The organism is Synechococcus sp. OH30 (assembly GCF_047462175.1).
Lineage (GTDB): Bacteria > Cyanobacteriota > Cyanobacteriia > Thermostichales > Thermostichaceae > Thermostichus.
Genome location: NZ_JANSIP010000011.1, coordinates 24,059 through 49,017 on the forward strand (window position 1 = coordinate 24,059; position 24,959 = coordinate 49,017).

At 60.6% G+C, this 24,959-nt stretch carries 27 protein-coding genes; 15 read left to right on the forward strand and 12 right to left on the reverse strand.

Features of this window, described 5'->3' with window-relative positions:
• Nucleotides 1-19 precede the first annotated feature (19 nt).
• The gene (locus tag NW830_RS10655) at nt 20-742 is read right to left on the reverse strand and encodes a Crp/Fnr family transcriptional regulator (RefSeq protein ID WP_414362698.1); all 723 of its coding nucleotides are present in this window, start codon (nt 740-742) and stop codon (nt 20-22) included.
• A 196-nt stretch (nt 743-938) separates the two neighbouring features.
• On the opposite strand from NW830_RS10655, the gene NW830_RS10660 reads away from it, so the two are divergent.
• The 6 genes from NW830_RS10660 to NW830_RS10685 all read left to right on the forward strand — a co-directional run bounded on the left by NW830_RS10660 (nt 939) and on the right by NW830_RS10685 (nt 4,928).
• A complete protein-coding gene (locus NW830_RS10660; protein WP_414362697.1) occupies nt 939-1,601 on the forward strand; it encodes a sigma-70 family RNA polymerase sigma factor in 663 nt (220 codons plus the stop codon).
• Nucleotides 1,598-2,170, forward strand: a complete 573-nt coding sequence (locus NW830_RS10665; protein WP_414362696.1) for an anti-sigma factor family protein — start codon at nt 1,598-1,600, stop codon at nt 2,168-2,170. Before NW830_RS10660 ends, NW830_RS10665 begins: the two co-directional genes overlap by 4 nt.
• Nucleotides 2,171-2,208: 38 nt before the next feature.
• Nucleotides 2,209-2,790 (forward strand): hypothetical protein, encoded by a 582-nt coding sequence (locus tag NW830_RS10670; RefSeq protein ID WP_414362695.1) that lies wholly within the window; start codon nt 2,209-2,211, stop codon nt 2,788-2,790.
• A 51-nt stretch (nt 2,791-2,841) separates the two neighbouring features.
• Complete coding sequence (locus NW830_RS10675; RefSeq protein WP_414362694.1) at nt 2,842-3,156, forward strand: DUF3181 family protein; 315 nt, start codon at nt 2,842-2,844, stop codon at nt 3,154-3,156.
• A complete protein-coding gene (locus tag NW830_RS10680) occupies nt 3,144-4,226 on the forward strand; it encodes an S-layer homology domain-containing protein (protein WP_414362693.1) in 1,083 nt (360 codons plus the stop codon). Before NW830_RS10675 ends, NW830_RS10680 begins: the two co-directional genes overlap by 13 nt.
• Before the next feature lie 132 nt (nt 4,227-4,358).
• Nucleotides 4,359-4,928 (forward strand): photosystem I assembly protein Ycf4, encoded by a 570-nt coding sequence (locus tag NW830_RS10685; protein ID WP_414362692.1) that lies wholly within the window; start codon nt 4,359-4,361, stop codon nt 4,926-4,928.
• 76 nt (nt 4,929-5,004) lie between these two features.
• Here the strand turns inward: NW830_RS10685 and NW830_RS10690 are convergent, their stop codons facing one another.
• The 7 genes from NW830_RS10690 to NW830_RS10720 form a co-directional block, all read right to left on the reverse strand.
• Complete coding sequence (locus NW830_RS10690; protein ID WP_414362691.1) at nt 5,005-6,576, reverse strand: NAD(P)H-quinone oxidoreductase subunit N; 1,572 nt, start codon at nt 6,574-6,576, stop codon at nt 5,005-5,007.
• Nucleotides 6,577-6,695: 119 nt separating this feature from the next.
• The gene (gvpJ, locus tag NW830_RS10695; RefSeq protein ID WP_414362690.1) at nt 6,696-7,958 is read right to left on the reverse strand and encodes a gas vesicle protein GvpJ; all 1,263 of its coding nucleotides are present in this window, start codon (nt 7,956-7,958) and stop codon (nt 6,696-6,698) included.
• 86 nt (nt 7,959-8,044) lie between these two features.
• Nucleotides 8,045-8,524, reverse strand: coding sequence for a peptidylprolyl isomerase (locus NW830_RS10700; RefSeq protein ID WP_414362714.1), 480 nt, complete (start codon nt 8,522-8,524; stop codon nt 8,045-8,047).
• 241 nt (nt 8,525-8,765) lie between these two features.
• Nucleotides 8,766-9,221, reverse strand: coding sequence for a phosphate-starvation-inducible PsiE family protein (locus NW830_RS10705; protein ID WP_414362689.1), 456 nt, complete (start codon nt 9,219-9,221; stop codon nt 8,766-8,768).
• 40 nt (nt 9,222-9,261) lie between these two features.
• Nucleotides 9,262-9,423, reverse strand: coding sequence for a DUF2256 domain-containing protein (locus NW830_RS10710; protein WP_414362688.1), 162 nt, complete (start codon nt 9,421-9,423; stop codon nt 9,262-9,264).
• Between the two features lie 31 nt (nt 9,424-9,454).
• The gene (locus NW830_RS10715) at nt 9,455-11,101 is read right to left on the reverse strand and encodes a CTP synthase (RefSeq protein ID WP_414362687.1); all 1,647 of its coding nucleotides are present in this window, start codon (nt 11,099-11,101) and stop codon (nt 9,455-9,457) included.
• Nucleotides 11,102-11,143: 42 nt separating this feature from the next.
• Nucleotides 11,144-11,653: a hypothetical protein gene (locus NW830_RS10720; RefSeq protein WP_414362686.1), complete on the reverse strand. Its 510-nt coding sequence runs from the start codon at nt 11,651-11,653 to the stop codon at nt 11,144-11,146.
• 170 nt (nt 11,654-11,823) lie between these two features.
• On the opposite strand from NW830_RS10720, the gene NW830_RS10725 reads away from it, so the two are divergent.
• The gene (locus NW830_RS10725) at nt 11,824-12,846 is read left to right on the forward strand and encodes an aldo/keto reductase (RefSeq protein WP_414362685.1); all 1,023 of its coding nucleotides are present in this window, start codon (nt 11,824-11,826) and stop codon (nt 12,844-12,846) included.
• Nucleotides 12,847-12,887: 41 nt separating this feature from the next.
• The gene (locus NW830_RS10730; RefSeq protein WP_414362684.1) at nt 12,888-13,631 is read left to right on the forward strand and encodes an HAD family hydrolase; all 744 of its coding nucleotides are present in this window, start codon (nt 12,888-12,890) and stop codon (nt 13,629-13,631) included.
• A gap of 23 nt (nt 13,632-13,654) precedes the next feature.
• On the opposite strand, the gene queA is transcribed toward NW830_RS10730, so the two are convergent.
• Nucleotides 13,655-14,848 (reverse strand): tRNA preQ1(34) S-adenosylmethionine ribosyltransferase-isomerase QueA, encoded by a 1,194-nt coding sequence (gene queA / locus NW830_RS10735; protein WP_414362683.1) that lies wholly within the window; start codon nt 14,846-14,848, stop codon nt 13,655-13,657.
• A gap of 113 nt (nt 14,849-14,961) precedes the next feature.
• Here queA and NW830_RS10740 point away from each other — a divergent pair, with 113 nt between their 5' ends.
• A complete protein-coding gene (locus tag NW830_RS10740; RefSeq protein WP_414362682.1) occupies nt 14,962-15,642 on the forward strand; it encodes a Mo-dependent nitrogenase C-terminal domain-containing protein in 681 nt (226 codons plus the stop codon).
• Between the two features lie 490 nt (nt 15,643-16,132).
• On the opposite strand, the gene NW830_RS10745 is transcribed toward NW830_RS10740, so the two are convergent.
• Nucleotides 16,133-17,584: a folate/biopterin family MFS transporter gene (locus NW830_RS10745; protein WP_414362681.1), complete on the reverse strand. Its 1,452-nt coding sequence runs from the start codon at nt 17,582-17,584 to the stop codon at nt 16,133-16,135.
• A gap of 241 nt (nt 17,585-17,825) precedes the next feature.
• Between NW830_RS10745 and rph the strand changes: the two genes are divergently transcribed.
• The 6 genes from rph (at nt 17,826) to NW830_RS10775 (ending at nt 23,506) form a co-directional block, all read left to right on the forward strand.
• Nucleotides 17,826-18,554, forward strand: a complete 729-nt coding sequence (gene rph / locus NW830_RS10750; protein WP_414362680.1) for a ribonuclease PH — start codon at nt 17,826-17,828, stop codon at nt 18,552-18,554.
• 168 nt (nt 18,555-18,722) lie between these two features.
• A complete protein-coding gene (locus tag NW830_RS10755) occupies nt 18,723-19,940 on the forward strand; it encodes a response regulator (RefSeq protein ID WP_414362679.1) in 1,218 nt (405 codons plus the stop codon).
• 19 nt (nt 19,941-19,959) lie between these two features.
• Nucleotides 19,960-20,598 carry a riboflavin synthase gene (locus NW830_RS10760; protein ID WP_414362678.1) on the forward strand — a complete coding sequence of 213 codons (639 nt, stop codon included), beginning with the start codon at nt 19,960-19,962 and terminating at the stop codon, nt 20,596-20,598.
• Between the two features lie 30 nt (nt 20,599-20,628).
• Nucleotides 20,629-21,189 (forward strand): shikimate kinase, encoded by a 561-nt coding sequence (locus NW830_RS10765; RefSeq protein ID WP_414362677.1) that lies wholly within the window; start codon nt 20,629-20,631, stop codon nt 21,187-21,189.
• Between the two features lie 188 nt (nt 21,190-21,377).
• Complete coding sequence (gene glgA, locus NW830_RS10770; RefSeq protein ID WP_414362713.1) at nt 21,378-22,850, forward strand: glycogen synthase GlgA; 1,473 nt, start codon at nt 21,378-21,380, stop codon at nt 22,848-22,850.
• A 44-nt stretch (nt 22,851-22,894) separates the two neighbouring features.
• Entirely contained in the window at nt 22,895-23,506 is a 612-nt protein-coding gene (locus tag NW830_RS10775; protein WP_414362676.1) for a hypothetical protein, read from the forward strand.
• Here the strand turns inward: NW830_RS10775 and rsmD are convergent.
• Nucleotides 23,503-24,054, reverse strand: coding sequence for a 16S rRNA (guanine(966)-N(2))-methyltransferase RsmD (rsmD, locus tag NW830_RS10780; protein WP_414362675.1), 552 nt, complete (start codon nt 24,052-24,054; stop codon nt 23,503-23,505). The two genes, NW830_RS10775 and rsmD, sit on opposite strands and share 4 nt — an antisense overlap.
• Before the next feature lie 5 nt (nt 24,055-24,059).
• The coding region (locus tag NW830_RS10785; RefSeq protein WP_414404692.1) for a Sll0314/Alr1548 family TPR repeat-containing protein at nt 24,060-24,959 on the reverse strand (900 nt) is incomplete at its 5' end.

Genomic DNA, 24,959 nt, shown 5'->3' on the forward strand with positions numbered 1-24,959 from the left:
TTTCCAGGCGCAGCCCCAGCTAGAGCAGGCGGGTTGCCTCCACCAACTTAGCGTACTGGACCAGTAGCAGAGACTGCTGGTCGGGCAGCGGCTGAATAACCCCCTGCTGCTGCAGGCGCTCTAGCACCGCTGCCACTGTTTCCTTGCTAACTCGGCTGATATCGGCCAAATCCTGGAGCGGTGGGTAGAGGATGCGCATCCCCTGGCCAGTCTTCTCGCCAAAGGCTTCCGCCAGGTACACCAGCGCCTGCACCACCCGCAGCGGGGGGCTTTGTTGATCCAGATCGGCCTGCAAATTGGCTAGGCGCAAGCGACGGGAGAGGCTGCAGGCCAGTTGGTAGCACAGGCGCGGCTCCTGGAGCATCAGCGCCTTGAAAGCTGCCGCCGGGATCCCGGCAGCCCGCAGCGGGGTTAGGGCCAGCACATCCCGCGAGCGGGGAGCTTCATCCAGCACGGCCATTTCCCCCACCCAAGCGCCCGGGCCAAGCAGGGCTAGGGTTTGGGTGCCATCCTGCATCCCTTGGGCGGTGCGGATCCGCCGCGCCCGCCGCACCTTGGCCCAGCCGGAGAGGATTAGGTAAACGACGTTGCCCCAGGCCTCCTGCATCAAGAGCAGCTGCCCTGCCGGGATGTCCCGCAGCCTCACCTGGGATCCCAGCCACTGCAGAGACGTTGCCGAAAGTTCCGCCAGCATTGGCACTGCCTTGAGCTCAGAAAGAACAGCAGCTGCCTCGGAAGTCATGGGGATGGGCGCCCACTCTACCGCAAGCCCACTGTAGCCCAGTTGCCAGCTCGAGAGCTATCCTGCAAGGGCACTCTCGCCAGTTCAACCCCTCGCCCTTTGCGCCAAGATCTAGGAAGGGAACCCGCTTTTCTTGAATTCGTCTGGTAAGCAGAAGGGATCCCTCTGCTATTGTCCTCCTGCTCCATGGCTGCTTATGGATGCTGTCCTCGACGACCTCAGTGGCCAGCGCTGGTCGGCTTCAGTAAAGGACGAGCCTGTGCCGCCAGAAAAGCTTGCTGATCAAGAGCTGGTACTGCTGTGTCAGCAGAGATCCCAGCCCCACCGCGAGGCCTTCGCCGAGCTCATACGCCGCTATCAAGCCTACGTAGACAAGGTTCTCTACCACCTTGCGCCCAGCTGGCCAGATCGCCAGGACTTGGCTCAGGAAGTTTGGATCCGAGCTTATCGCAACCTAAAACATTTGCAGGAACCAGCAAAGTTTCGCAGTTGGCTGGGCCGGATTGCCACCAATCTGTTTTATGACGAGCTGCGCAAGCGCAAGCGTCAACAGCCAACCCTTTCTTTAGATGCCTCGATTTCAAGGCAAGAGAGTGAGATGGAATGGGAACTGCCCAGCAATAGCCCCGGCCCCCATGACCACCTCACCACCTGCGAGTTTTACGAGCGATTGCACCAAGCTGTCCACGATCTGCCCGAGGTCTTTCGCCAAGCTCTCCTGCTGCGAGAAATTCAGGGGATGGCCTATGAGGAAATTGCAGAGATTACGGGGGTATCTTTGGGTACTGTTAAATCCCGCATTGCGCGGGCCCGCGCCCGCTTGCAATCCATCCTGAAACCCTACCTCAACGGCGAATGACCATGTTTTGCCCCAACCCTGACCGTGAGAAGGCCGCCTCCCTTTCCCCAGCGGAGCTACCGCCAGTGGAGGAGTGCTTTGAACAGTTAAGCGCCTACCTAGATGGGGAACTGGCTCCCCAGGAGGCACGGCAAGTGGAGGATTGGCTGGCTAGCAATCCCCAGGCGCGGCAACTGTATAGCCAGCTGGCGGCTTTACAAGCTGGCTTGGCCAACCTCAAGGCGCCAACCTCGGATCCCGTTCAGACGGAGTTGCTAATTAGCCGTGTGTTCGAGAAGCTGGAGCGAACGCCAGCGGTTGCTCTAGGGTGGCGGCGCTGCAGCGGCTTTCCCTGGGGACAAGTGGCAGCGGCTGTGGTGGCCTTGGCGGGAGCCGGCTGGGCAGGCTGGCGCTGGTTGCACCCTCAGCCCTTGGTGTCACTGGAGGAGCCGCCGGTGCGGGTGGCCATGGTGCCAGCCTCTGCCCGGCTTGCCCAGCGCTACCTGTTCGAGCCAGGAGAGAAGCAAGACGCCTACTCAATTTTGTTTGAGCCGCTGCCCAACTCTCCAGCTGACTTGGGCGGGGAGTAAGGCTTGAGCTAGCTTGAAGGAAGACCGAGGAGGGCAGGGTGAGCACAGCAATCCGCCGGGCTTGGGGGCTAGCCATTTGTCTTTGGCTGGGCAGTCTGGGATCTTGGGCAGCCCAGGCAAATCCCAGGGGTAACCCTCTGGCGCACCCCTCTCCCAGTCCCTTGAAGTTTGCTGCCCAGCCCACCCCCCCGCTGGCCAGGGCGCAGGCTTCTACCCCAAAAAACCAACCGGCTGCTTCTGAGGTAGAGCTCTCCCCTTTTCCCGATTTCCCTCTCCTCAAAAAGTTGGAGCCACTCCCACCAACTTCAACCCAGCTGGGCATCGATTGGGCTCAGCTGCCCCTCCTGCCCGATCCCCAGCTGGCAGAAGAGATGGATAGGGAGTTCAGCCGCCGCTTGGCCCGCCTGAACCAGCAGATTGCTAGCCAGCAAGACCGCCTCTACCGCCTTTTGCAAACCTGGGACTCCGACGAAGAGGAGATCCGCCAGGTCCAGGCCCAACTGAGTCAGTTGCGCCTCGAGCGGGATCGCTTAGCTCTGGAGCACCTATTGCTGCTGCGGCAGTTGCAGGAGAACTTTGCCTTGCCTCTACCGAGTCGCTCTGCCGCCACCTCTCCGTGAGGTGGGAGCAGGTTATGATCGGCAGAGGGCAACCCCTGACGGAGCTGAGCAATGGCCCAAGTGCCCAGCAACCCAGAGATTGAGCAATTGGCAGCTGCCATTGGCAAGGAAGTTTACATCGATGTAGCCCGGTGGCACCTTTACCTGCGGGATGCCCACCTGCATACGGTTTTGGCAGAGCGACTGGCTCCCCAGGTGATGGCAGGCAAGGTGGACGAGAATGCCGTTACCGAGGTTTTGCAAGGGATCCCAGTAAAAGTGGGGGGTGGGCGCAAAGAGCTGCCTCTAGCCGATCTGCTGCCCATGCAAAGCCTGCTCAACCTGCTGGATGTGCTGGAGGAGTTCAGCCGCAAATGGGCTCAGTAGAGCGGGAGAAGGCGCTGCAGCAGCAAGGCAATCCTAGGCGGTCTGGGCGATCGCTGTCTCTAGCCAGCAGCTGGCTCAAGGGTGGAAGCTTTGTCCTGCTGCTGGGGCTGGTGTCGGCCTGTCAGGGAACCGAGTGGGGAGAGCGGCTGCAACGAGCGGTGCGACCGGTGGGTCTGTCTGCCTCTCCCTCTGCAGATCAAGCTGAGACGCCTTCCCCTTGGATCGAACCCCGCTCCCCCTCTCCTCCTACAACTCCCCCTGCTGCCTTCACGCCTCTGCCCAGCCAGCTCAGCAGCCGCTTCACGGATCTGGAGCCCGGATCCCTGGTGGCCCGCTCGGTCTATTACCTGGATCAACTGGGGGTCTTTGCTGATATTGGCGGCAGGGAATTTCAGCCCCAGCGCAGTGTTCGCCGCGGCGAATTTGCCCGCTGGCTGGTGCTGGCCAACAACGCCATTTACGCCGACGAGCCCAGCCGCCAAATCCGGCTGGGACCTGCCAGCGAGCGCCCCCTCTTTTTGGATGTGCCGGAGGAGGATCCCAACTTTCGCTACATCCAGGCCCTGGGAGCTGCCGGCATCGTTAGCGGAGACGCCAACCGCGAGTTTCGTCCCAACAGCCTGCTGTCGCGAGCCGAGCTCATCCGCATGAAGGTGCCTTTGGATTTTCCGCCTGGGCAGATCAAGGGATCCCGATTAGAGCTGGAGGAGCGTTGGGGCTTTACCGATGCGGCGCAGATCCCTGAGGAGGCGGTTGCTCCCCTGGTGGCAGATCGCAGCCTGGAGAATGCCTCCACCGTGTTGCGCACCTTCGGCCCCATCCGTACCTTTAACCCCTTCCAGCCGGTCAGCCGTGGGGAAGCGGCAATTGCCCTGTCGGCCTTTGGAGGGCGGACAGCTCAGGAGGCGGTAGCCCAGCTCTCGGCCCTGCCAAGTCCAACGCCGGAAGCCGAAACTTCTCCGCCGGCAGCCCAGCCGGAACCCACCTCTCCTACCCCTGAGGGCGAGCCTTCCCCCAGTGAACCTCCGGCAGTTACCCCAGGGGCAGGGGAAATCGTTACACCCCGCTAAGGGATCCCAGGCTTTAGGAAACCGAGAGGTCGAAAGCCCCTAAGGAGAAAGGCTCTGTTGCCCCTCCCTAGGGCAGGGCTTCCCGCCTAATAATGATGGAAGAAGCTAGCTTTGGAGAAAGGGATCCCGTCTGTGGCTGCAACCATTCCCGAAATTCGCTCTGAAGACCTGCTGCGCTACACCGTCATTGGCTCGCGGCGGCCCAGTGTTTACTTTTGGGCAGTGGTCTTGACAGCGGGGGGTCTGGGCTTTACCCTGGCTGGTCTTTCTAGCTATTTCCACCGCAATTTGCTTCCCTTTTCCGATCCCGCCAGCCTGGTGTTCATTCCCCAGGGCATTGCCATGCTCTTTTACGGCCTGCTCGGATCCCTGGCGGGGCTGTACCAATGGCTAAGTTTGTACTGGAACCTAGGGGGCGGCTACAACGAGTTCGACCGCCGCACCCAAAAGATAACGCTGGTGCGGCAGGGCTTTCCGGGCAAAAACCGCGAGGTGCGCCTAGAATACGACTTTGCCGAGGTGCAAAGCCTGCGGGTAGAGCTGCGAGAAGGCCTCAACCCCCGTCGGGTTATCTACTTGCGGGTAAAAGGACGCGGCGACATCCCCCTCACGGGTGTGGGTCAGCCACCCTCTTTGGCCGAGATCGAAAACCAAGCAGCCGAGATCGCCCGCTTTCTCAATGTCAGCCTAGAAGGTATTTGAGGGGGGATCCCAGCAGTCGACTCAGCAAGCAAAACCCCCCTCTCCCTAAGGGAGAGGGGCTGGGGGTGAGGGAGCTCTAGTAGCTAGGCAAAGCTGCAGAGCCCGCAACGGTCAGAGAAGGGCTAGCTGGCTCTGGAGCAAAAGCCTGGGCTGTCGGGAACCCCAAAAACGGACTTTGCTCTACTGCCTGGATGGAGAGAGTAAACAGCGGATTGGAGAGAATGCCAGCCAAGATGGTGGCCACCAGCGTCAGCACCATGCCCACCCGCAAAGCCGGCATGCCTTCGGCCTGCCAGTCGGTCTCGGGGTAGTTTTGCACCGAAAGCGACATTTCCTGCGGCTCTTTTACCACCATGGCTTTCACCACCCGCACGTAGTAGTAGATGGAGATGACGCTAGTAACCAAGCCCACCAGCACCAGCGTGTATTCTCCTGCCTGCCAGCCAGCCCAGAAGAGATACAGCTTGCCGAAAAAGCCCGCCAGCGGCGGCAATCCGCCCAGCGAGAGCAGACAAATGCTCAGGCAAAGGGTGAGGAAGGGATCCTTTTGGTAGAGGCCGCTGTACTCGTTAATCTCGTCGGTACCCGTCTTCAGGCTAAACAGGGTAACGCAGAGAAAGGCCCCCAGGTTCATGGCCAAATAGACCATTAGGTAAAAAATCAAGCTGGCGTAGCCCGCTTCAGTCCCTGCTACCAACCCAATCAAAACAAAGCCCGCCTGCCCAATGGAAGAGTAGGCCAGCAGTCGCTTGAGACGGGTTTGGGCAATGGCCACCACATTCCCCAGCACCATGGTCAAAATGGCCAACACCGAGAGCACCGCCCGCCACTCTTCTGTCATTGCCGGGAACACAGTGGCGAGAAAGCGAATGGCCAGGGCAAAGCCTGCCGCCTTGGATCCCACTGACAAAAAGGCCACCACCGGCGTTGGGGATCCCTCATAGACATCGGGCGTCCACTGGTGGAAGGGCACCGCCGCCAGCTTAAAACCAATGCCGCTAAGGCAGAACACCAAGGCAAGGATCCCCGCCAGCCCAGCATTGGCCAGGTGTGGTGCAATAGCTGCCAGCTGCGTCTGACCTCCTGAAAGGCCATAGAGCAGCGACATGCCATAGAGGAAGATGGCTGTGCTGCTGGCCCCGATCAAGAGATACTTCAGTGCTGCCTCTGAAGAGCGCGGATCCCGCTTGGTGTAGCCGGCCATCAGGTAGCTGGCGATGCCTAGCGTTTCCAACGAGACAAACACCATGATGAGATCGGTGGCCCCTGCAAGGAACATTCCCCCCAAGGTGGCCGTGAGCAGCAGCACATAAAACTCACCGGTGGGCGCTCCCGCCTGGGCGATGTAGCGCTCCGCCATCATCACCGTCAGGGCTGCCGTTACCACCACTAGGCCCCGGAAGAGAATGCTAACTGGATCCGCAGCAAAGCTGCCCAAGAAGCTCTCCAACTGAGGCTGCTGCCATTGCAACACCAGGGTTACCAAAGCCCCGATCAAGCCAAAGAGGGAGAGGGCGGGCAGACTTTTGCGGGCTGCTGACCCGCCTACTAAATCCACCACCAAGACCATCAACAGCGTGAGGGTGACCACCACCTCCGGCCAAATGGCGCCAGCATGCAGGTTTCCAGTTGGGGCAAAGACATCCATAGGAGAAGACTATGAAGAGAGATTAACGGGATCCAAAGCCAGCATACCGCGATTTCTGGATTCTCTAGCTTGCTCCTGGCATCTCTTCTCCCAATCGTCTCCATTGACCCTCCCTGGGTTTAATAAAGCTTGGCGCTGGAGGTGAGGACCAGTTTTAGGCGGGCATGGATAAGATTCAAGTCCGCCAAGCCCAGGTCGATCTCGCCGTCGATAACAATCCCGGTGTTAATTAGCCGATCCAGGAGTTCCAGCAGGGATCCCTCGCCGTCAGGCTGGCCGGGGTAGTAGTCTCCCTGGCGGGGCAGAAGGGTGCCCAGATCCCCTAGATCGAGGTTGAGATCCGCTGGATCGATCTCCAGCAGGGCGCAGAGTTGCCGAATTTGCTCTCGCAGAGCTTGCAGGCTGCTGCCAGCCCGTTCAATTTGCTCGGGCGAAAGGCGATTGGCTTCCATTTGGCGTACCACTTGGGCCTCCATCAACTGCCGCAGCAGCTCCACCAAGGTCAGCACCAGCGAGGCCAGGCCGGCTTCCGGGCGTTTCCGGCTAGGGGCGAAGTCTTCCAGGCTAGCCGGGCTGATGGCAAGGGGGGGAGAAGGAGGAGGCGGGGCCAACCACTGCTCAAAGGGCTGGAAGAGCTGCTCTAGGCTAAGCAAATGGAGACGGGGATCCCGAGCGGCCGCTTCCCGCTCCTCGGGCAGGTTGTAGCCCCACTCGGCTAAAAACAAGAGCACCTGCTCCAGTTCCGGTACACTCTGCACCTGGCGCAGCGTCTGCAGGCGATCCTCAACAAACCAGAGTTCCTCAGGCGCTACCTGGGTCGCTGCTAGCAGCCGCTGGAGGGTGGTGGCCTTGGGGGCGCGTACCTCCTTGCCCAGGATGCGGTGGCGTGGCAGCTGGATCCCCTCGCGGAGCAAAAGCTGCTGAATGAAGCGCCCCTCCTTGGTACTGAGAATGGCCAGGCGCGGCTCGCCAGCAGCCTGGATCTGGCGCATCCAGGCCGTTACTCCTGGATAAAAGCGGTGCAGCCCCAGCCAGCCTTGGAGATCCTCTGCCAGCCAGCGATCCCGCACCTCATCCAGGGCTTGGGCCAAAGCCCGCTCGGAAACCCCCGCCTGCTGCAACAACCGCTGCCGCCAGCCGGGCCAGTCTTGGCGCAAAGCGTCCTCTGGGATCCCTTGCTGTAGCCCCCATAGCAGCAGAGGCATCTCCCAGCCAATCTCGATTAGGGGTCGCAGGCGGTCGAAGGCAGGGCGCAATAGCTCCAACTGGGCAGGGGCTAAACCCCACACCTGGCCACAGACGCGACAGGAGGAGGCAAAATACTCCAACCGCCCGTCGCAGAGCACGCCGTCAAAATCCAGAACTAGAATACGGGGGGACATTCGCGGGGGCCTAGTGAACTCCATACCTAAGTCCCCCATAGAGCAAGTTGCAATTTAACCAAACTGTTTCGCCGGATTGGCCCAACCTAGTTTGATTCCGAGATGCGAACAGACTTGATCACAACCGGGTTCAAGGGGCGATCCTGAGGGCCCGTGGGCGCCGTGGCAATTTTATCCAACACCTCTTCCCCCTCAATCAGTTGCCCAAAGATGGTGTAGTGAGGAGGCAGCGGGTAGTCGGCATGCATAATGAAGAACTGGCTGCCATTGGTGTTGGGGCCAGCATTGGCCATGGCCAAAGTCCCTCGCGTGTAGGGGCGCCGCACCGGCTCATCGGGAAAGCGGTAGCCTGGCCCACCTCGACCTGTGCCAGTGGGATCCCCGCCCTGAATCATGAAACCCCGAATGACCCGGTGAAAGATGACGCCGTCGTAGAAATGATCCCGGGCCAAGAAGACAAAATTGTTGACAGCAAGGGGAGCTTCCTGCGGGAACAGCTCCAAAACCATCGTGCCGGCGGTGGTCTCCAGCGTGGCCGTGTAGGACTTGGCCGGGTCGATGACCATTGGCGGAGGACTGTTGTAGGTTTTCACGGTTTTGCCCAACTGTTGTGCTAGGAGCAAATCGTAAGAAGAATGCGGACGGGCCAGAGCGGGAAGAAAGCCAGATCCCACCCAAAGCAGCACCGCCAGCACAGCTAGCTTCAACAGGTGGGCAACCCCCGAGAGCACGCGCATCTCTCTTGCCAGAAAGCTCCGCCCCTATCCTATCAGGATTTGTCCAGGCCCGCCCTTCGCTCGACAGGGATCACGGCTTGGCTCGTCGCACCAGCCAGTAGCTGACGGAGAGGGCTAGCGTCGCTGCTGCCAGCCCAATGAGATCCAGGCCCCCCAGCTTCTCAAAATCGAAAATAATGATCTTGCGCGCCACTGCGATCAAAGAAGTCACAATCACCAGCTCTACCTGCACCACCTGCTTTTGCAAGTAGGCGGTAATGTTCTCCAGAATCTCCAGCGCAATCAAAATATTTAAAAAGAGGCCGAAGATCTCGATCAAAGTGGTAGAGAAAAACCCGATTGGCTCCTGCAGCAGATCAGCTACCAGGAAGCGGGTCAAATCCACCACAGCTACCCCAATCAGCCCAATCATCAAGATAGAAAGCAGCTTCGAGATCAGGCTTTCTAGGCGGATGATGGCCCGCAGAAAGGGATCCTCCTCTTCCGTTTCGTGAGGATTGTGCAAGAGCCACTTGAGAAACCGCATGCCACCCCCCTTTGACGACCCCATTATCTGCCCCAGACGTCTAGGAGGACCGGGATCCCTTGGGGCGATGGTTGCGACACCGCTCAGAACAGTATTTCACCTCCGGCCAACAGTCGGCCCACTTCTTGCGCCAGGTAAAGGGCCTGCCGCAGGTGAGGCAGATTTTGCTGGGCAAATCCGACTTTTTTCGGTGGTGGGGCATGGCGCGCTGGAAACAACAACCCTTGGATAACTTAACCAGATAACTGCCCTGTGTTCTGCAACTGCAGGGCTTGCGGCCGGGAACGGCTGCGCAGGGCGGCCTCGATCAGCCCCAAAAAGAGGGGATGGGGGCGGTTGGGGCGGGAGCGAAATTCGGGATGGAACTGGGTGGCAATGAAAAAGGGGTGGCTGGGCAACTCGATGATTTCCACCAGGCGGTTATCGGGCGAGACGCCGCTGATGACGTAGCCGGAGTCCAAAAACAGGCTGCGGTAGGCGTTGTTGAACTCATAGCGATGGCGGTGGCGCTCATAGACAATGGTTTCCCCGTAGAGCTTGGCCGCCAGGGTGTTGGGCAAGATGCGGCAGGGGTAGAGGCCCAGGCGCAGGGTTCCCCCCAAGTGCTCCACATCTTTCTGCTCTGGCAACAGGCTGATGACAGGGTGGGGGGTGTCGGGATCAAACTCGTAGCTGTTGGCCCGCTCCAGACCGGCAATGTGGCATCCCCAGTCGATCACCGCACACTGCATGCCTAGACACAGGCCTAGGAAGGGAATGCCCCGCTCGCGCACGTAGCGGATGGTGGCCACCTTACCCTCGATGCCGCGGCTGCCAAACCCCCCCGGCACCACCACGCCGTCCACACCGGCCAGCAGGGCTGCCGGCCCCTGCTCCTCAACTTCTTCAGAAGAGATCCAGCGCAAGGTAACGCCGGCATTGAGGGCCAGGCCCGCATGGCGCAAGGCTTCCGCCACTGAGAGGTAGGCGTCGGTGAGGCGCACGTATTTGCCGACAATGGCAATCTCCACTTGCTCTTGAGGGTGGTGCAGCCGCTGCACCAGGAGCTCCCACTCCCGCAGATCCGGCTGCTGCGGCTCCAGGTTGAGGATCTCCAAAACCCGCTGCGCCAACCCTTCCTGCTCTAGGATCAAGGGCACGTCGTAGATGCTGGGGGCATCCTGCGCCTGGATGACACATTCCACCGGCACGTCGCAAAACTCAGAGATCTTCTCCTTGAGGCCGCGGGGTAGGGGCTGCTCGCAGCGGCACACCAGCACGTCCGGCTGAATCCCAATCGAGCGCAGCTCCTTGACCGAGTGCTGGGTGGGCTTGGTTTTCATTTCCCCTGCTGCCCTGATGAGAGGCACCAGGGTCACGTGCACGTAGGCCACGTTGGCTCGGCCCACGTCTTTGCGAAATTGGCGGATGGCTTCCAGAAAGGGCAAGGACTCAATATCCCCCACCGTGCCTCCCACCTCCACCAGCACCACATCGGCGTTGGTCTCGCGGGCCACCCGCCGGATGCGCTCTTTGATCTCTTGCGTAACATGCGGGATCACCTGCACTGTGCTGCCCTGGTAGTCGCCCCGCCGCTCCTTGTAGATCACCGCCTGGTAAATGGCGCCGGTGGTGACGTTATTGAGCTTGGACATGTTGGTGTCGGTGAAGCGCTCGTAGTGGCCCAAGTCCAAGTCGGTCTCGGCGCCATCGTCAGTAACGAACACTTCCCCATGCTGGTAGGGGCTCATGGTGCCGGGATCCACGTTGATGTAGGGATCCAGCTTCAAAATTGACACGGTGTAGTTGCGGGACTTGAGCAAACGCCCCAGGCTGGCCGCTACGATCCCCTTGCCAATGCTGGAGACAACTCCGCCGGTGATGAAGACAAACTTGGTCATACCCCGGGTCCCTTGCCCTTTTTTGATTATGGCAGGGATCCCTTAGGGCCGAGAGCGGATGGGGCCGTTGTAGAGGATGGTGGTCTGAAAGGTGCGCCGATCCACCCGCACCTGGGTTTCGATGCTGGGCTGAGTAAAGCCAGGCTCGCCGCCCCGGAAGGTGAAGATCCAGGCATCTGCAAACTCTTCAAACGGTGCATCGATGGCTGCCCCGTGCATAGAGGCCTCGGCGCGGTAGCGCTGCAAGCCCCCGTTGGCAATTTCAGCCGCTTGGCGGGCTAAGTTCTTGGCTCGGTTGAGATCGCGGAAGTAGCGGCTAATCTCCTCAAAAGTCCCCCTTGGCAGCGGCCTTGGCCGGGGGGATGTCGTCGGTACAGGCCGGGGATCCGGCACGATGGGCAGGGTGGGAATATCCTGGCTGGGGGGCAGCGGGATAGGAGTTCGGGAAGTTTCTGGAAAAAGGGGCGTGATCACCTGTGCCTGCGCAGAGAGCAGGGATCCCCAGATTAGAACGCTGCCCCCGGCCAGGCAGAGAGGGAAAATGGACTTCATCGGGCCATTCCGGTGGGAATCTTTCAATCCCCACTCTACTGAGCCTCTAGTTAGAAAAGTAGAGGCAAAAGCCCGGCCTCCTTTTCCACCAGCAGCTAGGCGCAACCGGCTTTGTCTTCTCCCGGCGCCTGTTAGCATCCTGAAACCGGCTCCTCTTTGCAGAAGTTGCCATGGAGTTTGTCACGCTTGCCGAGACAGGTCTAAAACTTAGCCGCGTGGGGTTGGGCACCTGGAGCATGACCGGGGATTGGTGGGGGCCAGCAGACCCTGAGGAGGCCTATGCCACCCTCCGCAAGGCTATTGACCTAGGTATTACCCTCTTTGACACAGCCCCGGCCTATGGCCGCGGCCTTTCGGAAACGCTTTTGGGACGGGCCATCCGGGATGCCGGCTGCCGGGATCGCGTGGTCATTGCCACCAAGGCCGGCCTGCAGTGGACTAACGGCAAGGTGGTGCGCAACTGCAGCCTAAGTTGGCTAGCTCAGGATCTGGAAAACTCCCTTCGCCGCCTGCAGACGGAGGTGATTGACATCTACCAGGTGCATTGGCCAGATCCCCTAGAACCTTTGGAGGAAACGGCCGCCTTTTTCTACCGCCTGCTGCAGGAGGGCAAGATCCGTGCCATTGGGGTGAGCAACTTTTCTCCTCAGCAGATGGAGCGCTTTCGCCAGGTGGCTCCCCTGCACACCGTCCAGCCGCCCTATAACCTGTTTGAGCGCCAGATTGAAGCGGACGTTCTGCCCTACTGTCGGGCTAACGGCATTGCTACGCTGATCTACAGTCCCCTCTGCCGGGGATTGTTGGGGGGACGGCTGACGCCCCAAACCAAGTTTCCGCCTGGAGATCTGCGCGGCGGCATCGATCCCAAGTTCGTGGAACCTCGCTACTCCCAGTACTTACAAGCAGCAGAAGAGCTGAGCCAGCTGGCACGGGAGCGCTACGGCAAAACCCTGCCTCAGTTGGCGGTGCGCTGGCTCTTGGATCAGCCGGGAGTGAGTGCAATCCTGTGGGGAGCGCGCAAACGCCAGCAGTTGGATGACCTAGCCGGAGTTTGGGGCTGGTCGCTGGAGGCGGAGGCAAGGCAGGCCATCGACGAGATCCTGCATAGGCACGTCCCCGAATCCATTCCCCCCAGCTTCATGGCTCCTCCTGCCCGCGCAGGGATCCCAGCTTCTCGGAATTGTCCAGAGTGATCCTAAGGATCAAGCAAGAGAAGGGCGGAAGAGGTTCTCCTATGGCGCTGCAAGGGGTGATCCTAAGCTGGAGCGGCATAGTGGCCGACGATGAGGGGCTGCACCTCTCCGCCATCAACCAGGTGCTGCTGGAGGAGAACTTGCGTCCCTGGGATCTAGGATCCCCTGCCCAAAAGGAGCTCTACCGGCTGCACTACCTAGGCCGATCCGATCGGGAGCGCCTGCCCGCCCTTTGGCAAGCCCAGGGGCGGGTGCTCAGCCCCAAGCAGCGAGAAGAGTTGCTGCACCGCAAGGCCCTGTACTACCGGCAGGCGTTGCAGGAGCAGAAGGGATCCCTTCTTGTCCCCGGCTTGGTGGAGACTCTAGAGAGGCTGGAGCGGCTGCAGCTCAAGGTGGGCCTAGTGAGCGGCCACGCTGCTGCTGAGGTGGAGGCTTTTCTAGAACGCTTCCCCTGTCCGCTCCTGGCCCGGCTGACCGACCATTTCCGGTACCGTGTGACCGGCGAGGAGATGGATCCTGACCTGGGTTCAGGGCAGCTGCACCGTCTGCTCCTAGAGCGGATGGGGCTCTCCCCTCAGGAGTGCCTGAGCTTTGAAGCCACCTACGCCGGCATGCAAGCAGCTCGCTCCCAAGGGATCCCGGTCTTGGCCCTGGCCACTTTCTTTCCTTTGCACATGCTGCAGCGGCGGGCCAACTGGGCAGTGGATGGCTACCCCCAAGTGGAATGGGAGCGCCTCCAGAGGTGGTTTGCCACTGGCCAAGACCGGCCTGCCCAAGCCGCCTGACTCAGCGGACGGAAGGGATCCCCTTAGGGCAGGATCAGCATGCCGTCCCCAAAAGAATAGAAGCGATAGCCCTGCTCAATGGCCTCTTGGTAGAGATCCAGTAGCCTCTGCCGCCCAATCAGCGCTGCCACCAGCATCATCAGGCTGGAGCGGGGCAGGTGGAAGTTGGTGATTAGGCCCTGCACCACCCGCCAGCAGTAGCCGGGGTAGATGAAGAGGTCGCTCTTCCCCTGCCAGGGCTGCAGGGTGCCGGAGAGGGCTGCCGTTTCCAGCGCCCGCACCACGGTTGTTCCCACGGCAATCACCCGCCTTCCCTGCGCTTGGGCTGCCCGAACGGCAGCTACGGTTTCCGCCGGCACCTTGAGCCACTCGCTGTGCAAGTGGTGGTCAGTGACTCGTTCTGCCTCCACGGGGCGGAAGGTGCCTAGGCCAATGTTTAGGGTGATGAAGGCGGTTTGGATCCCCTTTTGAGCCAAGCGCTCCAAGAGCTGGGGGGTAAAGTGCAGCCCGGCGGTGGGGGCGGCCACCGAGCCTGGCTGTCTAGCCCAAACAGTTTGATAGTCTTCAGGTCGGACTCCCGCCTCCGCCGGATTAAGGGTGTGGGCAGCCTTGATGTAAGGGGGAAGCGGGATCCGCCCCACTCGCTCCAAGATCTTCTCAAAGGGATCCGCTCCTTCCCAGGTAAACCGCATCACCCGGCCACTGGTCTCCGCATCCACAGCAAGTACCGTGCCCATCAGTTCCGCCGGGGATCCCTGGTGATCCCAAAACCGGATCTGATCCCCCACCTTGACCCGCTTGCCTGGTCTAACCAAGACCCGCCAGATTTGCTCCTGCTGGAAGGTGTTAGCTGGGATCCCTGGCAACTCAGGCTCCAGCAGCAAAACCTCTACCCGTGCCCCAAAAGAGTCTTTTCCCGGCAAGACCTTGGCTCCCCACAGCCGGGCCGGAATTACCTTGGTGTCATTGAGAACCAGCAGATCCCCGCTCTGCAGGTAGTCAGGCAGGTCGCAGAAGCGGCGGTGCTCATGCCTATCTGGGTACACCACCAACATCCGCGCTTGATCCCGCGGCTCCACCGGTTTTTGCGCGATGCGGTCAGGAGGTAGAAAGTAGTCGTAGGCAGCAGTTAGGAGATCCGGGTTGGACTCTTCAACGCTCCCTGCAAGGGGGCCGGGTTGAGCTGGACCAGCTAGGGGTGGAAAAGGATCCGTCATGACCAAAAAGAGGTTTCCCAGACTTCAGGATCCAGCCTAGCCCTCTGCTCTGGGCTGGCTATCTCCCCCTACAGCCCCTGTAAAATGGCGTTGGCTTCTTGGGGAGCTCCGCTATGGCCAGCCATTCCATGCCTCCTTCTGCGAGGGAGTGCTCACCGCAGCAGGCAAAAGTGTGGCTACAAGGGCTGCTGGGCATTGCCTGGGCCGATGGAGAATATAGCCCCGAAGAGCAGCGACTCATTGAAGATCTCATCCGCTCCGACTGGCCAGAAGTGGAGGGGAAGGATCTATCCCCCCTATCCCCGGAGGAGTTGGCAGCCCAACTGCAACCGGAGCTGCGGGAAGATTTCCTACGTACGGCCGTGATGACCGCCATTGCCGACGGCGTGTATTCCAAAGCAGAGGATCGGCTCCTGCAGCGGTTTGCCGCCGCCTTGGGGCTGGAGCTACCCCAGCTCCATCTGCTCAAAACCACCTTGGTCGACAAGGGTTCTGCTGCGCCTTCCCCAGGAGGTGCTCCAGCCGAGAGCGGTTACACCGACCTTTTGGCTCCCTTGCGTTCCTGGCTGGACGGGATCCAAGTCCGCAATCCCCAGGTGGCCCGCTTCCTGTGCCGCCTGATCCCTGCCCGGTGTCCCTTCGAGCGGGATGTGGTGCTGTTTGGCCGCAAGGTGATGCACATTCCCCCCTTGTGCAAACTCAACCCCCTCTACGACCAGGTGGTGGCCCTGCGCTTCCGCGCTCTCTCTTTTTTGGCAGAACGCGGAGAAGATATTAGCCAGTACATAGGATAGCTGGGTGGCCCCGTACTGTAGGGCGGGGCGGAAAAGCCCGTAAGCAGCTTTGGTTGCCAACCAAAAATGCGGCTTGCTTATGGGTACAGCTTGCCAGCCAGCTTCCTGGAGGCAAACGAAAAACCCGACCGGTGGCAAGCCTCTGGGCGGGTAGGGTATCAAAGGCGAAGAGGGGGTTCCGGCCCAACTTGCTAAAGTCAACCTTAGGGCTTGGCCTCAAGGAACTGGGGGGGGCGTTTTACTGCGCAAGAATCCCCCGACTTAAGTCAGCGGGAGGGTCAATAGCCCCAAGTCCGCAACCCTGCTCAAGCGGCAAGGCAGAGAACGGCGGCAGCAGCTGCCCAGGCAAGAGTGAACCCTTTTTAGCCACACAACAGGCCTGAAGAGGTGGGCGTTCTCTCAACGGGGGCAGCTTCTGTACTCCCAGGGCGATAGAAGCAGGGGCCAAGCTTCCAGATTGGCCACAAATGGCTGCATATCCACCCGGACCCTAGCCAGTTGTAGGCTCTGGTGGGTTGCTTGCCAACTGCAGGGCTGCTGTTCCCTCCTCAAGCCCGCAGGTGGTCTGGAGGACAAGGGTCGGGTAGTCTTCTGTCTCTCCCCGAGGGATCGTCTCCCTCCTGGCGGCTGCTTCTGCTGAGCTGGGAGCTATCCCCTCTGCGGGCAACCAGCCCAACAAGGGCAAGGGCAGGAGGGTAGAGAGATTGGTTACTACCAACAATAGCCCCAGGTTGCTGAAATTGCTTTCGGTTACTCCTAGCGCGTGCATGAGCAGGGATCCCAGCTCCTGGGAGAGAAACCCCGCCAAGTTGAAGGCCGACATCAAGAGGGCAAAAAAGGTAGCCTCAACCCCTGGCGGGCAAAGGCGGGCGGCCAGAACCAGCACTGGCATAAAGGCAATTTGCCCTGCCACCGTCAACACCAGGCTATCCCCGAGGCTAAACCAGTGATCGTCGAGGCCCCAGGCGCGGTTGAGGTGATAGACCAAAATCAGAGTGGTCAGGCCCAGCCCTGCTGAAATGACTGTCATCCAGCCAAAGAGGGGCCGCAGGGGGATCTGTCGTAGATACACCTGAAAGATCCCCACCCCTGCCAAGCTGGCAATGCTGGTAACCAGCCGCACCTGGCCCAGAAACTCCGGCCCAAAGCCAAGCTCGTTGGTTACAAAATAAAACAGGGCTACGTCGGCACTGGGAGTTGCCTGCCAGACAAACACAAACAGCACCGGTAGGAAAATGCTGGGCTGCCGCAGCGCTTGCCACACCCGACCCACCTGTTGCTGCAAGGGATCCCAGCCCCAAGAGCTGGCTACAGGCTGATCCCCAATTACCCAGGCAGCCAGGGCAATCAGCAAGGGCAACAGAGCTGTTAGCCCAAACACCACTTGGGGAGGGTAGTGGGCCAAGAGCGCGCCTCCGGCATAGGCGGTGAGCAGGGATCCCAGAGCTGTTGCCCCCCATGTCAAAGACTGCAGCGTGCCCGTTCCCGCCCAGTCACTGCCCTGCACCCGCTCCACCACCAGCGAATCGACGATGACATCCCCCACCGCCACTGCTAGGGATCCCAAAACCATCCACAGCACAGCCAGCTCCGCTGTCGGTGCCCCCCAAGCCATCCCCAGCCAAGCCCCGCACCCCAACACCCCCGCAAGCAGGAGGTAAGGACGGCGCCGGTAGCCCGCCAGCGGCAGCGTATCCGACAGGAGTCCGTAAAGAGGCTTGAGGGTCCAGGGAATTACAGCCAGGCCCATCAACGCCGCTGCCTGCGCTGGACTGAGGCCCAGGCTATCCTTCAAGTAAAAGCTGGTGGCTAGCCTTGCCAGTCCTACCGCCCCCTGCACAAAATACACCAGCAGGATCCCAAACAGTTCCGGAGTCCAATGGATCTCTTGGAAGGGGTCGAGAGCCGATTGGCGTAGCCGTTGCAGGAAGAGAAGGATCATGAGCGTTTGTGTCTTGCGTTACTGAATTGTTGGGGTCCTGCTGGGTAGGACCCCTCAGGTTCGGGGCTTTGCCGCAACAATAGGAAAAGTTAGCTAAGAACTTCTTTACACTGTAACCTGCCCCCTGACCTACCACTGCAATTTTCCAGAGGCCTGTTGTTCTAGGCGCCAGCAGTACTTTTGCAAAAGCTGCCTTGGGTGAACATGATCGACAATGCAAGGGATCCTTTCTTGACTGCCCATGAGCTGGCAACGCCCTGATGGCCGCACAGCTGCCCAATTGCGCCCGATTTCCTTTCAGCGCCACTTCACCCGCTACGCTCCTGGCTCAGTGCTGGTGAAGTTTGGCGATACCCATGTTCTCTGCACCGCCACCGTGGCTGAAGAGGTCCCCCCTTTTTTACAAAACACCGGCCAAGGCTGGTTGACGGCAGAGTACCGCCTGCTGCCCACCGCCACCCAACAGCGCCAGCCGCGGGAGGTGCTCAAGCTCTCCGGCCGCACCGCCGAGATCCAGCGGCTGATTGGGCGCAGTCTGCGCGCTGCTTTGGATCTCCAGAAACTGGGATCCCGCACCATCACCATCGATGCCGACGTGCTGCAGGCCGATGGCAGCACCCGTACCGCCGCGATTACCGGTGGCTATGTAGCCCTGCATGATGCCATCACCTGGCTCTACAAACAGGGGCTGCTGGATCCGGCACAGGGATCGCCGTTGCGGCAGCAGGTGGCAGCCCTTTCGGTGGGGATTGTGCAAGGGGAGGTGCTGCTGGATCTCTGCTACGAGGAAGACAGCCAAGCGGAAGTGGATATGAACGTGGTTATGAACGAGCAGGGAGCCTTAATCGAGATTCAGGGGACTGCTGAAGCCAGCTGCTTCGACCGCTCGCAACTGTTGCAAATGTTAGACCTGGCCCAGGCCGGCATCCAGAAACTGCTCCAGGCCCAGCGGGACGCCTTAAACTCGTAGCCAACGGATCCTTTGTCGGCTTGTGAGCCTAGGCCCAGCCGAGGAGCGGGGGCTTTTTGACGATTTGATGAAGGGGAGATAACTTTATAAAGCAGCTGCAAATTAGGGTGAGTAGCCAAGGTAATCGCTGCTTGGGTGGCCTGAAAAGACGAGGCCGGAGGAGCTTCTATGTCCCATTTTCTCTTTGCAGCGGCGGAACTGGCACCTCTACTCCGGCAGCAAAGTCGGCAGTTTACCACTGGCTACCTCCACCTTTACCTCAAGAGGGGGGATCCCGCCGCGGAACCAGAGCCTTGGGTGCTGACCTACTACTGCGGCCGGCTGCTCTTTTCCGCTGATCAGCCCCTTGGAGCCCCAATTCTGCTGCAGCGCCTATCGCGCTTTATCCCTCGCCTCAACCTAGAGTGGTCCCAACGGGTTATCCGGGTGCTGCGGGAGCGGCTGCTCCGAGACAGCCCCCTGCCGGAGTTGCTGGAGGTGATGGCCGAGCTGGGTTTAATAAAGCCAGGCGAGGTGGAAGACGCCCTCTGGCTTAACTTGCTCACCGATTTTGATCGCTACCTATTCGAGCGGGCGGGCACCTGTTACTTCGAGGTGCAGGAACGGGTTGCCCAGGAGGCACCCATTGGCGGGTTTGAGCTGGAGCCCCTGCTGCAAGAAGCTGCCCGCCGCCACGATCGCTGGGCAGAACTAAAGGTGGCCATCCCCAGCCTTCTGGCGGTGCCCGTGGTTAACTGGGAGCGGGTCAATCGCTATCGCCTTAGCGACGAACAGCGCCAAAAGCTTCATGCTCTTACCAAAGATGGCCAGTCGCTGGAGGCCATTGCCCAAAAGCTCTGTCGGGATCGGCTGGAGGTAGCTGGCCTCTTTGCCGCTTGGGTCAAAAAAGGGCTGGTGAGCTTACAAACTTCTCCCGAGCTGCTGCCCCCCCAGCGCCCTACCCCCCTCACCCTCTTGGCGGTAGATGACAGCGTTGTTATGCAGGAGATCCTGCGCCAGTACCTGCCCAAGTATCGGGTCATTACAACCGGCAACCCCGCTGAGGTGCTCCCCCTCTTGTTCCAGTACCGGCCTCACCTGCTACTAATGGACATCGCCATGCCCGGGATGGATGGCCTGGAGCTCTGCCGCATCGTGCGCAGCCTGGAAGAGTTCAAGTCTCTCCCTATCCTGATGGTGACCGCACGGGACGGCCTGTTGGATCGCATCCGCGGCAAGTGGTCGGGAGCAACCGGCTACCTGACCAAGCCTTTTAGCGAAAGCCAGCTCAATGCCGAGGTGGAGCGACTCTTGGCCCAGCAGCAAGATCACCCCCCGCGCTCTCCTCGAGGAGCCAAAACCAACCCGGGATCCCTTTTCCCCTTCGAGGATCAGGCCAAGGCCTAGAAGGAGAGCCAACAAAGCCATGTTTACGGGTCTGGTGCGCAGTTTGGGTACAGCTCAGTTGATCTCCTCTTCTCAGGTACGGGTTACCTGCCCAGAGCTGCAGCCACAGTTGGCCTATGGGGACAGCGTGGCGGTAGACGGCCTTTGCCTGACGGTAGTGGAGATCCTGCCCGATGGCTTCTTGGCAGATGTCTCCCCGGAAACCCTGCGCCGCTCGACTTGGGGCCAGGGATCCCGCGGCCCGCGCCTAGTTAACCTAGAGCCAGCCCTGCGGGTGGGGGACAAGTTAGGGGGACATTTCGTCAGCGGCCATATCGATGGGGTGGGGCGACTGTGCGAACAAGCAGCTAGCGGCAACGCCTGGGAACTGAGCTTTGAGGTGCCGGCGGCAATTGGCCGCTACATCGTGCCCAAGGGCAGTGTGGCGGTAAACGGCGTCAGCCTAACCATTGCCGAGGTGCGCCAAGGGGGGTGTTGGTTTAAGGTGGCGGTGATCCCTCACACCTACCGCGAGACCAACCTCTCCCTACTGCAAGTGGGGGATCTGGTAAATGTGGAGGCAGATCTCTTGGGCAAATATGTGGAAAAATTGTTGGGCCTGGCTTGGCCGGAGAGCGGCATCTCCCTGGAGTTTCTAGCGGAGCACGGCTACATTTAGGTCCCAGGAAGTCCCAGCCGACCCTGCCCCATGATCCCTCCCCAAGAAGCCGAATGCCTGCGCGGCGTCACCATCTATTTGATTGGCATGATGGGCAGCGGCAAATCCACCCTGGGGGCGGAGCTGGCCGCCCAGTTGCGCCGCCCCTTTTTTGATACCGATGCTCTGGTGGAGCAGGTGGCCGGCTGTTCAATAGCCCAGATCTTTGCCGAGCAGGGAGAAGCCCACTTCCGAGAGCTGGAAACCCAGGTGTTGGCCCAACTGAGTGGCTACACTCGTCTGGTCATTGCCACCGGCGGCGGCATTGTGCTGCGACCCAAAAATTGGAGCTACCTGCACCACGGCCTTACCGTTTGGCTGGATGCGACCCCAGAGCTCATTTGGCAGCGACTGAGACGGGATCCCGGCCACCGCCCCCTGCTGCAAACTCCTGCTCCCCGCGCTACTTTGCAGAAGCTAATGCAGGAGCGGGAACCCTTCTACGCCCAGGCCGATGTACGCGTGCGTATCTCCAGGGAAATTAGCCCACCGCAGTTGGCCGAAGAGGTTTGGCAGGCCATCCGCGCTCGTCTGCGAGAGGGAAACCCCTAAGTCCTCTGCCGACACCACTGCCCAGGGGCAGGCAGCCTCAGCTGGTTCTGCCTAGGGATCCCTAGTGTTCTAGGATGGGGAGGGGTAGGGCCGAGGACCATTTGCCTAACAAGAGGGAGGGCGTTGTGGTGCAAGCTAGAATTTTGTTTGCGGCGGCAGAGGTTGCTCCCCTCGCAAAGGTAGGAGGCATGGCGGATGTGGTGGGATCCCTGCCCATTGCCTTGCGCAAGCTAGGGCAGGATGTGCGCATCATCATGCCCCTCTATGGGTTTCTCTGGGACAAGTTTGGCCAGGAACCAGGGCAATACCCCCGCTCTAAGGATCCCATCTGGTCGAAGCAGGTCATGGGCCAGGTGGCTGATATCTACGAAAGCGTTTTACCCGGCACCGATGTCCCCCTTTACCTGGTCAGCCACTACTGTTTTGCCCCCCACCGCATCTATTACGGCGAGGACGAGTTCTGGCGCTTTACTTTTTTTGCCAACGCCGTAGCCGAATTTGCCTGGACCTACTACCCCTGGCGGCCCAACATCATCCACTGCCACGACTGGCACACCGGCATGATCCCGGCCTGGATGCACCAGGCTCCTGACATCGGTACTGTCTTTACCATTCACAACCTGGCCTATCAAGGACCTTGGCGTTGGCAACTGGAACGCATGACCTGGCTGCCCTGGTATTTTTCCGCTCCCAATGCCATGGCTGCCGGGATCCTCTACGCCGACCAGGTAACCACGGTTTCGCCCACCTACGCCCTGGAGATCCGCACCAGTGTCTATGGAGAAGGCCTCCAGGATCTGCTGGCCTGGAAGGGGGAACGCCTGTGGGGGATCTTGAATGGGATCGACACCGAGAAGTTTGATCCCCGCACCGATCCCCATCTAGCCGCCAACTTCAGCATTGACGACCTCAGCGGTCGAGCGGTGAACAAGGCCGTGCTGCAGGCCCGCGTGGGCTTGACCGTCAACCCCGATGTGTTTTTGATGGGGATGGTGGCGCGTTTGGTGGAACAAAAGGGGATCGACCTGCTTATCCAAACCTTGGATCGCTTCTTGGCCTACAGTGACTCGCAATTTGTCCTGCTGGGCAGCGGCGAAGCCTACTACGAAGGACGGATGCAGGAGATGGCCGAGCGGCACCCAGGCCGAGTGGCCTACCAACGGGGTTACCAGCCCCAACTGGCCCAGTTGATCTATGGGGGAGCAGATGTCTTTTTAATGCCCAGCCGCTTCGAGCCCTGTGGCATTAGCCAGATGATTGCCATGCGCTACGGGTGTGTGCCCATCGTCCGCCGCACGGGGGGGTTGGTGGATACGGTCAGCCACCATATTCCCAGCAAAGGGATTGGCACTGGCTACTGCTTTGACCGCTACGAGGCTTTGGACTTCTACACCTGTCTGGCGCGGGCCTGGGAGGCGTTTCAGCACAAAGACACCTGGCAAGCACTGCAAAAGCGGGGCATGGCCAGCGATTTCAGTTGGCGCCGCTCCGCCTTGCAATACCTGCGCCTGTACGAGCGGATTATGAACTTGCCCCTGTTGCCAGAAACCCTCTCGGCTCAACCGGATCCCTTCCCGGCCAGTTCCCCGCCGTCTGAAGAGCTGCCTCCTCGGCAATCCCCTCTGGAGGAGGCCCCTGAGCTGCAGCAGAGTCAGAAGTAAGGTAGAGTAGAACGGGTTAGCACGGTTTCGAGGGTTCCTGGCCCATGTTCCGACCACCCCCTGCTGGTGCTGGCAAGAGTCGACCTACTTTCCGTGGGCTTGCCTTTCGGCCCCGCTCTTGGTTGCAGTTGGCCTTTGGTCTCTTGCTGGGCTTGGGGCTGGGTGTCAGCTCGAGTTTCTGGGCTACAGCTCAAGAACTGCCTGCTGCTAGCCAGCAGCTTATTCCCAATCCCCAGCAGTTTCGTGCCCTAGAACAGCCCAGCAGCGCCCTTAGCGCCTTGCGAGCCGAACAGTTGGCTGCTGAGGCGGATGCCGCCATCCAGGCCCAAAACTACGACCGGGCCATTGAGCTCCTGCAACAGGTGTTCAACGCCTACAACCAGCGCTCCAACTACCACCAGGATCTCTCCCGGGCTTTTGCCGGCATCCAAAACCGCATCTCCGAAGAGCAGCGGGAGCTGGCCCGCGTTGCCGCCCAGGCTCGGGATCAAGCCGCCTATGATCTAGCCGTGGTCTATCGGGCTGCCGGCCGTCCTGAGGAGGCCGTGGGCTGGCTGATCCAGGTCATCAAGAGCCAGACCCCAACCCGGGAGCTAGGCACCCAGGCCTACCAGCAGCTTCTCGAGATTGGCTTTGTCAGCACCCCCTTCCCCTAGGGCCCCTCTCCCAGCTGCCGATAGAAAGCTAGCGCCGTTTGCCCGTAGGCCCGCTGGTCCAAGCGCAGCAGGGATCCCACCTGCTCCGGTAACTTTTGGCCACTGCGATGCTCGACAATCAAGGTTCCACCTGGCTTGAGCAAGGGCGGGATGAGCGGCAGGAGGGGGGTGTACAGGCCGGCATCATAGGGGGGAGCAAAGTAGACGTAATCAAACGGATCCAAAGCGAGACCTCGACTGAGCAGCTTGCGGGCATCTCCCTGAATCACCTGGAAAGATTGTCCAGGCTTGGCCACCTTGGCCCAGTTGGCCTGGATGAGGCGACAGGCTGGCGCGGCAATCTCGATGCCAGCCACGAAGGCTGCTCCCTGGCACAGGGCTTCTGCCCCTACCGTGCCAGCCCCACAGCAGAGATCCAGCCAGCGACAGCCCTCCACCTGCCCCCGCAGGATGTTAAACAGAGCTTGCCTCACCCGCCCAGGGGTAGGCCGAGTTCCCAGGCCAGGGGGGGTTTGCAGCGTCTGTTTGCCACTGATGCGCAGGCCCATTGGTGTTAGGGAGAGGGAGTTGGTGTAGGCAACTGGCCGGTCAACCCACTGCGCTGGGCGGCGCGATCCCGCTCCATCTGGATTTGCTCCACCAGGGCTTGCGGCAACTGGGCAGCGGCCTGCAAAGCCTGGTCAAAAAGGGGGACGGCTTCCCGGTCTTGACCCTTGGCAGCCAGGATCTGGGCCTTGAGGTAGTAAAGTTCAGGGTTGTTACAGGAAACTGCAATTGCCCGATCCACCGCCGCCAGCGCCTCGTCATAGCGTTGCATATCCCGGTAGGCCAGCGCTTGACCGCGGTAGGCTAAATACTCAGGCGCTGCCAGACGAAATTGGTTCAAAGCCTTCTCGCGGTAGGTCAGCAACAAGTCAATATAGCCGTTGAGAAGATTTAGCTCCGGGTCACTGCTGTCTACTGCTTGGGCAGCGCGGATGGCTGCAAACAATTGGTTGAGGGTGGGCAATGCCTTAGGCAAGCCAAGCACCACCCCTTCCCGCACCACAATGTTGGCTGCTTCCAACCCGTAGCCCACGCCCTCGTACAGGTTGCCGCGTAAGGGATCCGTCTTCTTCAGCTCGGCAGCCACTTGGCGGGTTTGGGTGGCCAACTGGGCGAAAGACTCCAGATCCCCCTCTTGGTAGGCCAGGGCTGCCAGCAAGGCGTAGACCATTGGCTCTTGGGGAGAAGCCTGTCGGGCCCTCTCTAGCTTTTCCCGGCTCTGGGTATAGCGGCCTGCGCAGAAAAACTCCTCAAAGGCGGCAGCCACCTCAGGGCTAATGGGGCGAGTGTTGGCCCCACTGCGGAAGGGATCCTGCGCCCAAACTGGCGCCGCCGGGGGGGGGGGGGGGGGGGGGGGGGGGGGGGGGGGGGGGGGGGGGGGGGGGGGGGGGGGGGGGGGGGGGGGGGG